Annotated in this window: 13 protein-coding genes; 4 read left to right on the forward strand and 9 right to left on the reverse strand. The window is 60.1% G+C overall.

Going from position 1 to position 12,551, the window contains the following annotated elements; translation table 11 throughout:
- From GS620_RS15500 to GS620_RS15525, 6 genes are all read right to left on the reverse strand, one after another.
- The gene (locus GS620_RS15500; RefSeq protein ID WP_171616767.1) at window positions 1–2,016 is read right to left on the reverse strand and encodes a M3 family metallopeptidase; all 2,016 of its coding nucleotides are present in this window, start codon (window positions 2,014–2,016) and stop codon (window positions 1–3) included.
- 75 nt (window positions 2,017–2,091) lie between these two features.
- Window positions 2,092–3,141 carry a molybdopterin-synthase adenylyltransferase MoeB gene (locus GS620_RS15505; RefSeq protein ID WP_171616769.1) on the reverse strand — a complete coding sequence of 350 codons (1,050 nt, stop codon included), beginning with the start codon at window positions 3,139–3,141 and terminating at the stop codon, window positions 2,092–2,094.
- Window positions 3,141–3,596, reverse strand: a complete 456-nt coding sequence (gene dut, locus GS620_RS15510) for a dUTP diphosphatase (RefSeq protein ID WP_171119662.1) — start codon at window positions 3,594–3,596, stop codon at window positions 3,141–3,143. Before dut ends, GS620_RS15505 begins: the two co-directional genes overlap by 1 nt.
- Window positions 3,597–3,611: 15 nt before the next feature.
- Window positions 3,612–4,808, reverse strand: a complete 1,197-nt coding sequence (coaBC, locus tag GS620_RS15515; protein WP_171616771.1) for a bifunctional phosphopantothenoylcysteine decarboxylase/phosphopantothenate--cysteine ligase CoaBC — start codon at window positions 4,806–4,808, stop codon at window positions 3,612–3,614.
- A 63-nt stretch (window positions 4,809–4,871) separates the two neighbouring features.
- Window positions 4,872–5,696 (reverse strand): ChaN family lipoprotein, encoded by an 825-nt coding sequence (locus tag GS620_RS15520; protein ID WP_171616772.1) that lies wholly within the window; start codon window positions 5,694–5,696, stop codon window positions 4,872–4,874.
- Entirely contained in the window at window positions 5,693–6,571 is an 879-nt protein-coding gene (locus GS620_RS15525) for an RNA polymerase factor sigma-32 (protein ID WP_170346408.1), read from the reverse strand. The genes GS620_RS15520 and GS620_RS15525 overlap by 4 nt, the downstream gene beginning before the upstream one ends.
- A gap of 99 nt (window positions 6,572–6,670) precedes the next feature.
- On the opposite strand from GS620_RS15525, the gene cobU reads away from it, so the two are divergent.
- From cobU to GS620_RS15545, 4 genes are read left to right on the forward strand one after another with little or no spacing between them, the layout of a single operon-like run.
- Window positions 6,671–7,192, forward strand: a complete 522-nt coding sequence (gene cobU / locus GS620_RS15530) for a bifunctional adenosylcobinamide kinase/adenosylcobinamide-phosphate guanylyltransferase (RefSeq protein ID WP_171616775.1) — start codon at window positions 6,671–6,673, stop codon at window positions 7,190–7,192.
- Entirely contained in the window at window positions 7,189–7,767 is a 579-nt protein-coding gene (locus GS620_RS15535; protein WP_171616776.1) for a histidine phosphatase family protein, read from the forward strand. The genes cobU and GS620_RS15535 overlap by 4 nt, the downstream gene beginning before the upstream one ends.
- 58 nt (window positions 7,768–7,825) lie before the next feature.
- A complete protein-coding gene (locus GS620_RS15540) occupies window positions 7,826–8,707 on the forward strand; it encodes a glutathione S-transferase (protein ID WP_171616778.1) in 882 nt (293 codons plus the stop codon).
- Between the two features lie 47 nt (window positions 8,708–8,754).
- Window positions 8,755–10,269 (forward strand): YifB family Mg chelatase-like AAA ATPase, encoded by a 1,515-nt coding sequence (locus tag GS620_RS15545; RefSeq protein ID WP_171616780.1) that lies wholly within the window; start codon window positions 8,755–8,757, stop codon window positions 10,267–10,269.
- Here the strand turns inward: GS620_RS15545 and gshB are convergent.
- From gshB to rsmI, 3 genes are all read right to left on the reverse strand, one after another.
- Window positions 10,266–11,198 carry a glutathione synthase gene (gene gshB, locus GS620_RS15550; RefSeq protein WP_171206023.1) on the reverse strand — a complete coding sequence of 311 codons (933 nt, stop codon included), beginning with the start codon at window positions 11,196–11,198 and terminating at the stop codon, window positions 10,266–10,268. The two genes, GS620_RS15545 and gshB, sit on opposite strands and share 4 nt — an antisense overlap.
- Before the next feature lie 61 nt (window positions 11,199–11,259).
- Window positions 11,260–11,631, reverse strand: a complete 372-nt coding sequence (locus GS620_RS15555) for a YraN family protein (RefSeq protein ID WP_171616783.1) — start codon at window positions 11,629–11,631, stop codon at window positions 11,260–11,262.
- Between the two features lies 1 nt (window position 11,632).
- Window positions 11,633–12,490, reverse strand: a complete 858-nt coding sequence (gene rsmI / locus GS620_RS15560; RefSeq protein ID WP_171616785.1) for a 16S rRNA (cytidine(1402)-2'-O)-methyltransferase — start codon at window positions 12,488–12,490, stop codon at window positions 11,633–11,635.
- Window positions 12,491–12,551 lie beyond the last annotated feature (61 nt).

Here is a 12,551-nt window from a genome sequence, read left to right on the forward strand (position 1 = left end):
TCAGGCCGCGATCAGACCGCGGCCTTTCAACAGGGCGTCAACCCCCGGCAATCTTCCCCGGAACGCCAGATACAGGTCTTCTGCCTCGCGCGAACCGCCAGTGGACAGGATGTTGTCCTCCAACGCTTTGGCGCGTTCGGGGTCAAAGGCACCTCCCGCCTCTTCAAAGGCGGCAAAGGCGTCGGCATCCATCACTTCGGACCACATATAGCTGTAATACCCCGAGCTGTAGCCATCGCCTGCGAAGACATGCGCGAAATGCGGAGTAGCGTGGCGCATTCCAATGGCCTTCGGCATCCCCAACCCGGCCAAAACTTCTGACTGTTTCGCCATCGGATCTGCCGGCGCCTCGCCATCGTGGAAGGCCAGATCAACAAGGGCCGAGGCGACATATTCCACCGTCTGGAATCCCTGATCGAAATTGGCCGCTTTCAGCACCTTTTGCAGCATTTCCTGCGGCATCGGCTCGCCCGTTTCCGCATGGGTCGCAAACTCGGCAAGAACCTCGGGCACTTCCAGCCAGTGTTCGTAAAGCTGGCTGGGCAACTCTACGAAATCGCGGGCCACGGACGTGCCCGAGATGCTTTCATATGTCACGTTGGACAGCATCTGGTGCAGGGCATGGCCGAATTCATGAAACAGAGTCCGCGCGTCATCATAGGACAGCAGGGCGGGATCCCCCTTGGCAAAGTTGCAGACATTGATGACAACCGGTGTCTGCTTCTTTGGGAATTTGGCCTGCGCCCTCATCGCGCTGCACCAGGCACCTGACCGCTTGGACCCTCGTGCAAAGTAGTCTCCGATAAATACGGCAACATGCTGCCCGTCGCGGGTAACGTCCCAAGCCCGGCAATCCGGGTGATAGAGGGGTACGTCCAACGGTTTGAATTCCAGCCCGAAAAGCCGGTTGGCGCAGGCAAACGAAGCCTCGATCATACGATCCAGTTGCAGATAGGGTTTCAACGCGGCCTCATCCAGATCATGTTCCGCCTTGCGCCGCTTTTCAGCATAGTACCGCCAATCCCAGGCTTCCAGCGGGCCGTTGATGCCGTCTTCCTGCATCATCTGCGTCAGAACATCCGCGTCGGCGTCGGCGCGGGACTTGGCCGGTTCCCAAACCTGCATCAACAGTTCGCGCACCCGATCCGGCGTGCGCGCCATCTCGGTTTCCAGCTTGTAGTCGGCGAACGTGTCATAGCCCAGAAGCTTGGCACGTTCTTGGCGCAAGGCCAGTATCTCGGCCGCGATATCTCGGTTGTCTGTCTCGCCCCCATTGGCACCGCGTGCGGCCCAGGCGCGATAGGCTTTTTCACGCAGGTCCCGGCGGGGCGAGAATTGCAGAAACGGCACGATCAGCGACCGTGACAAGGTGACCACCGGCCCCTTGGCTTTCTTCTCCTGCCCCGCGGCACGCGCCGCGTCCACGACGAAATCCGGCAGGCCGTTCAGATCCTCTTCGGTCAGATCCATGTACCAGTCCCGCTCATCCGCCAGCAAGTTCTGGGTAAACGACGTGCCCAGCGACGCGAGGCGCGACTTGATCTCTTGCATACGGGCGTCTTCGTCCCCTTCCAAAGCCGCACCGGCACGCACAAAGCCCCGGTGGGTCAGCATCAGCACACGCGCCTGTTCCTCGGTCAGGTCAAGATCATCGCGCCGTGCCCATAGGTCGGCCACACGCTTGAACAGCGACTTGTTGGAAGAAATGCCCGAAAAATGCGCCGAAAGCTTGGGGGAAAACGCGCGTTGCAGTTCTTCCCGCTTGGGGTTGCTGTCCGCGCCCGCAATCGTGAAGAAGACCGACAGAACCTTGTCCAGTTGCCCGCCCGCAGCCTCGAGCGCCTCGATCGTGTTGGCGAATGTGGGGGTATCCGGATTTGCCGCTATCGCGTCAATCTCGGCGTAATGCTCTTTCATCGCCTGCTCCAGTGCCGGCGAGAAATCATCATCCGAGATATCGGAAAAAGGGGCGATTTCAAACGGTGTAGTCCAGTTGGACAGGATCGGGTTGGTCATGCGGATCTCCTTTGATCCCATAGCTATGTCGCCATGGCCGGGTGGTCCAGAACAGCCATCCCATGTGAAGAAAGGTTAATCGTTTCTCATGCCACAAACGGGGCAATCGTCCCGGCGGATCAGAACAATCTTGCGGCTTTCACCGTACAGCGCGTCATAGATCAGCATCTCGCCGCGCAGCGCCATGCCGGCGCCCGTTATCACCTTGATCCCCTCGACCGCCATCATTGATCCGACGACGCCCGGCAGCGGGCCGATCACGCCGGCCTCGGAACAGGACGGGGCCAAACCGGGGGCCGGGGCCTCTGGGAAGATGCACTGATAGCAGGGGCTGCCATTGGCCGGGTCAAACACACTCAGTTGACCTTCCCACTGCGACAAAGCCCCCGAAATCAGCGGTTTGCCCAGCGCGACGGCGGTTCGGTTTGCCAGATACCGGGTCTCAAAATTGTCGGTTCCGTCAAGAATCAGATCGAAGTCTGCAAACAGGTCGGTGGCGATTTCCTCGCTCAAGCGGCGGTGATAGGGCAGAACAACGACGTTCGGGTTTTGCGCCTCCATCGCCTGCTGCGCCGAAAAGACCTTGGGCATTCCAATATCCGCGTCCCGGTGAATGACCTGTCGTTGCAGGTTGGCATTCTCGACAACGTCATCGTCGATGATCCCGATCGTGCCGACACCCGCAGCCGCCAGATATTGCAGCGCAGGTGCACCCAGACCACCTGCGCCGATCACCAGTACGCGGGCTTTTTTAAGTTTTTTCTGACCGGGCCCACCCAGTTCGCGCAAAACGATATGGCGGGCATAGCGGTCCAGCTCGGCCTCGGTAAATCGGTCCGAGGGCATGTCGGGCTCCGGTTCCGAAGTTGAAACTGCGCGGTTACGCAAGGCTTTGAGTATTCTGCCATACAGCAAAGCCAGCGCCGCGAAACCCACGAGGATTAGCCAAAGCGCCGCAGACCCACCCGTTGCTTCGCGAAGAGGGTGCCCATCCGGCAAGATCAGATGGGACAGTATGACGCCGGCCAGCAACACACTCACGGAAACCACCCGCGCTTTTTTCGACGTGCCGGCGATATAACCGACACCCCAAAGCCCCGCAGCCAGGATGAAAACCAACAGCATCAGCCGCGCCCGGTCGAGCCGAAACCGCCAGCCCCGCGATCGGTTTCGCCCAGAGCCTGAGCCAGTTCAAACGTTGCCTGCACCACCGGCGCGACCACAAGCTGCGCGATACGATCTCCGTGGGCGATCTCGAACCGTTCCTGTCCCGCATTCATCACGATCACGCCCAAAGGCCCACGATAGTCGCTGTCGATAGTGCCCGGCGTGTTGGGCAGTGTAATCCCATGCTTCAACGCAAGGCCCGAGCGGGGCCGAACCTGCACCTCATACCCTTGTGGGATTTCAATGCGCAGGCCGGTCGGCACCAGCGCCCGCTGACCGGGGTCCAGCGTAATCGGCGCGCCGCCGGGCAGATTGGCACGCACGTCCGCGCCGGCCGCCCCCGAGGTTTCGTAAGAGGGAAGCGCCACGGCGGGGTCTGCCCCGTCTTCGCGGATCACCCGGATTGCAACCATGCCCTTGCCTTTCCTTCAGCCTGCCAACGCGTCCGCGATTTTCGCCGCCAGACGCCGGGCAACTTCGTCTTTACCCATACGGGGCCATTCCTCGGCCCCGTTGTCCGAAATCAGGGTGACCGCATTTTCCGACCCGCCCATAATGCCTGTTGCAGGGCTGACATCGTTTGCGACGATCCAGTCGCAGCCTTTGCGCAGACGCTTGGCCGTGGCGTGTTCAATCACATTGTCCGTCTCGGCCGCAAAGCCGACAACCAACGGCGGACGGTTCGCGCCCATCCCGGAAACACGTTTCAGAATGTCCGGGTTTTCGGCGAATTCCAGTACCGGCAGGCCATCGCGACTTTTCTTCAGCTTCTTGTCCGACGCGCTGGCGACACGCCAGTCCGCGACCGCAGCCGCGAATATTCCGGCATCGACGGGCAGAGCTGCATCAACTGCATCAGACATCTGTTGCGCGGTTTCGACAGGTACGACCCGCACACCCACCGGGGGCGGCACGTCTGCCGGGCCGGTCACAAAGGTCACCTCGGCCCCCAATTCCGCCAGCGCCCGGGCCACGGCGGCACCTTGGGCCCCGGACGAACGGTTGGCTATATACCGGACCGGATCTATCGGCTCATGCGTCGGGCCGGACGTCACCAGCACCCGCCTGCCCGCCAAGGGCCCCGCAGACAACCGAGCCTCAACCGCCGTGACAATTTCCAGCGGCTCGGACATGCGCCCGGGGCCGTATTCGCCACAGGCCATGTCGCCTTCGTTCGGGCCCACAAAGCGCACGCCATCCGCTTGCAGCTGCTTCAGGTTTCGCTGTGTTGCCGGGTGGGTCCACATGCGCACATTCATCGCGGGCGCACACAGAACGGGCGTGTTCGTGGCCATCAGAAGGGTCGAGGCCAGATCGTTGGCCAGCCCTGCGGCCATCTTGCCCATCAGATCCGCCGTTGCGGGGGCCACAACGATCAGATCCGCAGAGCGGGACAGTTGAATATGCCCCATCTCGGCCTCATCGGTGAGGTCAAACAGATCGCGATAGCCTTTTTCACCTGCCAGAGCCGATACGGACAGCGGTGTCACAAACTCTTCCGCAGCGCGCGTCAATACAGGGGTCACGTCCGCGCCACGCTCGCGCAACCTGCGGATCAGGTCCAGCGATTTGTAAGCCGCGATTCCGCCACCGATAATCAGCAGAATGCGTTTGGATGACAGCATGTTCAGCCCTTCCCGTCCCGGTCGGCCCCGACATTAGGCAAGGCCCGCAGGTAGTTCCAGCGATTAATTCTGAACCTGAAATGCCGCACAGGGGTCTTCGCGCTCGGCCGTGGGGCTATCAATCACGATATCGAATTCTCCGTCGATCGCTCCATCCTCGGACTGTCCGACGGCCACGACTTTCCAACCAGGTCTGAGGCGCGCAAGATAGGTCGGTATGCCCCGATCCTTTCGCGCATGACCGTTTCCGGTGATCACGGCAACCGGACCCCCGGTTTCGTCCATCGCACGGACCACGGCACGGGCCAGCACAGCATCGCGCAATCTTTGGATCGCCACCATCTGGGGCAACATTTCAGCCGGAAGCGCATCGCAATGCGCCGCCAACTGGTCGGCCTCGCGCGCGGCCTGTTCTTCGGGCGATAGAGGCACCGTCAGGCCATAACGCGCCGCGTCTGCACCCAACGCCGTGGCGGCCCCGCGTTCCATCGCGGCACGCGCGGCAGCACGCGGAACCATGGCCCCGTAAACCGGCGCGCCTGACGCCTCGAACACCGGATAATACATGCTGAGCGGAGGCCAGCCACTTTCAGCCCATTTCAGAATGCGGCTCAGCTCCTCTGGGTTGGACACAGCTTTCTGCGCGAGCCTTTGCGCGCCCTCTTCGGTGACCATCTCCCAGACGACGGCCGAGGGTGAAACAGCCTCGAGAGCTTCGGCCTGCACCAGATGATGCGTCGGGTTGTCGTGAACTTCTCCCAATATCACGACATCAGCATCCCGCATCACGGACATTGCATCAGCGGGAACAAGTCTTTCTGCCAGCCCCGGTCGCGTTGCCGCAACCGTAAGACCAAGAACACACGCAAGAATCGCAAACTGTTTCATGCGAGGAAGTGTTGCACCTCGCGCGACTGGGCTTCAAGGTTCTTGCGCATCTTCGCAAAGGCTGCGGCCTCAAGCTGTCGCACACGTTCTTTGGACAGGCCCAGCTCTGTTCCAAGGCTTTCCAGGGTTCGAGCGGGGTCTCGCAGCTTGCGCTCGCGCACAATGAAACGCTCGCGATCATTCAAGGCACTCATCGCCGTCAACAACCACTTGCGCAATTGTTCGGTATCATGGCTGTGCTCAACGGCCTCGGCTGCCTGTTCGCGGTCATCTTCCAGGGCATCGATCCACTCGCGCCCATCCTCATCAGCGGACTGAACCGCATTCAGCGAAAAATCAGAGCCGGACAGGCGGCCTTCCATCATCTCAACGTCGCGCAGCGGCACGCCGATTTCCGTGGCGATCATCTGATGCAACTGATGACGGTCCAGTTCCTGACCTTCGGTGGCGGCTTCCCGTTCCAGCCGGGCCTGAACACGGCGCATGTTGAAGAACAGCGATTTCTGAGATGAGGTTGACCCGGTCCGAACCATCGACCAGTTCCGCATCACGTAATCCTGAATGCTTGCCTTGATCCACCAAACGGCATAGGTCGAAAAACGCACGCCGCGATCCGGATCGAACTTGTCCGCGGCCTTCATAAGGCCAAGGCCCGCTTCCTGAATGAGATCATTCATCGGCGCGCCATAGCGCTTGAACTTGGCCGCCATCGAAATCGCCAGACGCATGTAGGCGGTGATCAGACGGTGCAACGCCTTTTCATCACGCTCATCACGCCAGGCATAAGCCAGTTTCAGTTCAGTTTCCGCATCCAGCAACTCGGCCTTCATTGCTTGCCGGGACATCGAAAAGTCCGTCGCATTATCCAGTGCCATAAACCTCTCCCCTGTTTGCAGGTACTGGTCAGACTTGCCTTGCCGACCTATGACCTTTACGCAAAACAGCACCAATCGGATCAACTATAGGTAAGTATTGTGTCGCCGGATTTAACCTTGGTTCTGGGCGGGGCCGCGTCGGGCAAGTCGGTTTTCGCCGAAGAACTGGTTGTTTCTCGGGGGAAAAGCCAAGTTTACCTTGCGACATCACAAGTGTTTGATGACGAGATGCGCCAGAAGGTCGAGCGCCATCTCGCGCAACGCGGCGACGGTTGGACCACGATTGAAGAGCCCTTCGATCCGGGGCCGGTTCTGGCCACGTTGTCGCCCGATCAGATTTGCCTGATTGACTGCGCCACCATGTGGCTGAGCAACCACCTGTTGGCCGAAACCGATCTGGAAGCCGCACAAACCGCCCTGCTTGAAGCATTGCGCGCATGCCCGGCGCAAATCGTGATGGTCTCGAACGAAGTTGGCTACGGCATTGTCCCGGACAACGCCCTGGCCCGGCGGTTTCGCGAAGCCCAGGGGCGGCTGAACATCGCGCTTGCAGCGCAGGCCGATCTGGTGGTGCAGATCACCGCCGGGTTGCCTTTGGTTCTGAAAGGACAATTGCCGTGACGCGTCTTCACCTTGTCCGACACGGGCCGACACATGCGAAAACCATGGTCGGCTGGTCCGACCTGCCCGCTGACCTGAGCGATACAGCCGCACTGAACCGGCTGCACGACCATTTGCCGCCCGAGGCGCTTGTGATCTCGTCCGATCTGTCACGGGCAGTTGACACGGCAACGGCCATCCAAGGCCAACGTCAACGTCTTCCTCATCACCCGGGCTTGCGGGAAATCCATTTTGGTCGCTGGGAGTTGCGCGGATTTGCCGAAATCGAAGCCGAAGACCCGGAACTGGCCTTTGCCTATTGGGACAACCCTGGCGATGTCCGCCCGCCGCAAGGTGAAAGCTGGAACGAGGTCCGCAATCGGGTCGACGCAGCGATCGACACGCTTGTTTCAGCACATTCAGGCCGCGATCTGGTCATCGTTGCGCATTTCGGCGTTATCCTCACCCAGGTACAGCGCGCCCTTGATCTGGATGGACAACAGACTTTTTCATACCGAGTCGACAACCTGTCGGTGACGGATATCCTGATCGACGCAGGCAGGTGGTCCGTCGGTACAATCAATCACCTTCCGTGAACAGACCTCGCACAAATCACTGTTTTACCGGGCTGTGAACCTGCGGCATCGTCTGCGTATGACGTATGATTTGTATATCGGCGACCGCCTCTTCTCCAGCTGGTCAATGCGTGGCTGGCTGATGCTTGAGAAATTCAACCTGCCCCATAGAAGCCACATGATTGGCCTGTATTCGGGCACCATGGCACAGGATATGGCTTCCCTGGCTCCAGCGCGACTTGTACCTGCCCTGCGCCTGCCGGAAGGAACTGTGGTCGGCGAAAGCCTGGCCATGGCCGAAACCCTGGCCGAGCGCCACCCTGATGCCGGGTTGTGGCCATCAGATCCCGCCGCCCGGGCAACCGCCCGCTGGCTGTGCGCCGAGATGGTGGCAGGGTTCGGTGCCCTACGAGGCGAATGCCCGATGCAATTGCTGCATGTCTGGCAGGGTTTCGACCCATCGGATGAAACACTGGCAGATCTGGCGCGTATCGAAACACTCTGGGACCATGCGCGCACAGTGTCCGGTGCGGAACAAGGCCCGTTGTTTGGCACGTATTCGCTGGCGGACGTGTTTTACACACCTGTCGCAGCGCGGATCATTGGATATGGACTGCCAGTTTCAAGGGCCAACCGGACCTATTGCCTGGACCTGTTGTCAGGCCCCGCCGTCAGACAATGGCGCGCAATGGGCCTGACCGTCAGATACGACCCTTTTCCCTATCGTCAGGACTTGCCGTCCAAGCCCTGGCCGATCGGAGGGGTTTCAACCGCCAAGCCGGTCTCCGGCCCGTCAATCAACCAAGTTTGCCCCTATTCCGGCAAACCCGTCGTGGAGTTTTTGGAGTTGGACGGCAAATGCTGGGGCTTCTGCAATCCGTTCTGCCGCGACAAAACCGTTGCAGATCCCGACGCGTGGCCCAAATTCGCTGCCTTGCGCGCAACCGTTAACGACTCTTAAACCACAACCATGGCAGCAACGTCCTGTTAACCAAGAACAGGACTGCCATGGTTGCCCGCGCCCACACTGTTGCCTTTCAAGGGGTCGAAGCCCGCCCGGTCGAGGTGCAATGTGCCGTATCGCCCGGCTTGCCGGCCTTCTCCATCGTTGGCCTTCCCGACAAGGCCGTATCCGAAGCCCGCGACCGTGTCCGCAGCGCGCTGAGTGCGATGGCCATCGCCCTGCCCTCGAAACGAATTACGATCAACCTGTCTCCTGCGGATCTGCCCAAGGAAGGCAGCCACTTCGACCTGCCCATCGCAGTCGCGCTGTTGTCTGCGCTCGAAATCATCCCGGTCGATGCCGCCGAAGGAACGGTTGCACTGGGAGAGTTGTCGCTTGATGGCTCTTTGGTGCCTGTTGTCGGCGCCCTGCCCGCAGCCATGACGGCAGCGTCCGAGGGCCGCATGTTGCTATGTCCCAAAGCCTCCAGCGCCGAAGCGGCATGGGTCGACGCCACTCAGGTTATCGGCGCGGATTCCCTTGGTGATGTTGTCCGCCATTTCTCGGGACAGTGCCCTTTGCCGGCGGCACAACCCGGCGAGGTGAATCTGACGCCCAGCGTGCGGGATCTGCGCGATGTAAAGGGACAGGAACGCGCCAAGCGCGCCCTGGAAATCGCGGCAGCCGGACGTCACCATCTGATCATGATCGGTACGCCGGGATCGGGCAAATCCATGCTGGCTGCACGGCTTCCGGGCATCTTGCCTCCGCTCACGGCGGTCGAAGCGTTGGAAACTTCGATGATCCAGTCCCTGTGCGGGTTGCTGGACGAAGGCGGCATCAACCGCACCCGTCCTTTTCGGGAACCGCATCATACGGCGTCGATGGCAGCCATTGTCGGCGGCGGCAAAGGCGCCAAGCCCGGTGAAATCTCATTGGCGCATAACGGCGTGCTGTTCATGGATGAGTTTCCCGAGTTTCCGCGTACGGTTCTGGAGACCCTGCGCCAGCCAATAGAGTCCGGAGAAGTCATGGTGGCGCGTGCCAATGCCCATGTGAAATACCCTTGCCGCTTCATGCTGGTGGCCGCCGCGAACCCGTGCAAATGCGGCTACCTGACGGATCCATCGCGCGCCTGCTCTCGCGCACCCGGCTGCGGCGAGGATTATCTGAACCGTATCTCGGGGCCCCTGATGGACAGGTTCGACCTGCGGATCGAAGTTCCGCCTGTGGGCTTCACCGATCTTGATCTGCCCCCTTCCGGCGACAGCTCGGCGACAGTTGCCACGCGGGTTGAAAACGCCCGCGCCATACAGGCAGACCGGTTTCGGGGAATGCCAGAGATGCGTCAGAATTCCGACGCCGAAGGCAAAGTTCTGGAACAGATCGCAACACCCGATGCAGAAGGAAAAGCAGTTTTGCTGAAGGCGGCTGATCGGTTCGGCCTATCGGCCCGTGCCTTTCATCGCATTCTGAGGGTGGCGCGGACGATCGCCGACCTGGACGGCTCAGCCGACATCCGCAGGCCACATGTCGCAGAGGCGCTGAGCTTTCGCATCAGCGCCCGCGTGATGGCTTAGATCTTGGCTTCAATCGCCTGCCAGATCTTTTCGGCAATGTTCACGCCGTCGAACCGTTCCAGCTCTTGAATACCGGTGGGCGAGGTCACGTTGATCTCGGTGAGATAGTCGCCAATGATGTCGATCCCGACAAAAATCTGCCCTTTTTCCTTCAGCAACGGTCCGATGGCGGCGCAGATCTCCAGATCACGCTCTGACAACCCGATCTTTTCCGGGCGTCCGCCCACATGCATGTTTGACCGCGTTTCGCCCGCGGCCGGCACCCGGTTGATTGCGCCAACCGGTTCACCGTCCACCAGGATCACCCGCTTGTCGCCATTGCTAACATCCGGCAGGAATTTTTGCACGATCAGAGGCTCGCGCGAGAACCCCGTGAACAGCTCGTGCAGAGAGGTCAGGTTGCGGTCATTGGCATCCAGTCGGAACACGCCCGCACCGCCGTTGCCATAAAGCGGCTTTAGGATGATATCGCCGTGCTTTTCCTTGAACGCCTTGATCGTTTTTATGTCACGGGCAATCGTTGTCGGCGGCGTCAGGTCAGGGAAATCCAAAACCAGCAGTTTTTCAGGATAGTTCCGAACCCAGAACGGGTCGTTGACCACCAGCGTTTGCCCTTTCAGTCGGTCCAGCAGATGGGTGGACGTGATGTAATGCATGTCAAAGGGTGGATCCTGACGCAGCCAGACCACGTCGAAATCGGCCAGGTCAACTTCACGTTCGGGGCTCAGAACCGCCGGATCGCCGGCGACCCGCTGCACGGTCATGTCATGGCCGCGCGCCGTGATACGACCTTCCTGATAGGCCAGCTGATCCGGCCCATAGAAAAACAACGAATGACCGCGCGCCTGCGCCTCTTCCGCCAGACGGAATGAGCTGTCGGCGTTGATGTCCACGGCCCCGATCGGGTCCATTTGAAAGGCGATTTTCATGGCGTGTCCCTCAGTTTCACGCAAGATACATGGCCCAGCAGGCCTGAGGGTTCAATGGGGCTTAGGCGTGACCGAAGGCGTTTTCGATGACTTGAACCGCGCCAGTACCATCTACCAGTGCCGCGTCAAATCGGACATTGGTCAATTGCCCACCCGGTTCGTTTTCCAGGTATTGCGCGGCCGAGGCACAGATTCGGTCAATTTGTCTTTGGCTGATCCGGGCTGCAGCATTTTCGAAACTGGAGCTTTTCTTGACCTCGATGAACACTAGCCCATCGCCGTCCCGCGCAATCAGATCGATTTCACCACCGGCACCCCGCCACCGATGATGCGCAATTGCAAACCCCCGGCGCTCGTAGTCCGAGGCGACCCGAAGCTCGGCCGACTGCCCCGCCTGGTAGGAAACCGAGCCCTGAATTGCACGCCGCCCCATGTCATCCCTTTCCCAGTTTCAGAGCTTTCTGGTAAATTGGACGGCGCGGCAGATCATACATTTCTGACACAAGATCCGCTGCGTCCCTGACCGAATGAGTTTCCAAAGCTCGCTTCAAAGCCTCTTCTACGTCGGATTCGTTAACACTTTGCGAATGGCTACGGTCAACCAGCAGAACGATCTCACCCTTGACCGGTTTTTCCTGAATTTCTGCCGCCAGATCGGCCAGTCTTCCACGGCGAATTTCTTCGAACTTTTTCGTCAGTTCACGGCACAAAGCCGCCTGACGGTCTGCCCCCAGGCATTCCGCAAGATCTGCAAGGCTGGCCGAGACGCGTTTTGGGGATTCATAGAACACCAAGGTGCCTGGTATGTTTTTCAAAGCCTCAATCCGGGTCCGGCGTGCGCCCGATGCATTGGGCAAGAAACCTGCGAAAAAGAATGAATCCGTTGGCAGGCCCGCCAGGGTCAGCGCTGTTATGGCAGCGGATGCCCCGGGCGCACAGGTCACCATATGCCCGGCTTCGGCCGCCTGCTTGCCCAGATCATATCCCGGATCAGCGATCAGCGGCATACCCGCCTCGGATGCATAGGCGACCGATTGTCCCTGTGCGAGGGCATCCATAAGTCTGACACGCGCCCCGGCGCCGCTGTGATCATGGTAGGCTTGGATATGCCGACCCTCCAGGGGGATGCCATGGATTTCCATCAACCGCCGCAGGCTCCGGGTGTCCTCCGCCGCTATCACATCGGCCGAGGCCAGAACATCCAGCGCCCTGAGCGTAATATCGCGCGCGGTTCCGATCGGAGTGGCAACAAAATACAGGCCCGCAGCCAATCTGATCTTTTGGAAATTCAAAGCTGGACCCTCACAGCGTGACGTTTATTATCGCGGCTCAACAGAACAGAAGCATTCACAG

The sequence above is a fragment of the Ruegeria sp. HKCCD6428 genome, from assembly GCF_013110595.1.
GTDB lineage: Bacteria > Pseudomonadota > Alphaproteobacteria > Rhodobacterales > Rhodobacteraceae > Ruegeria.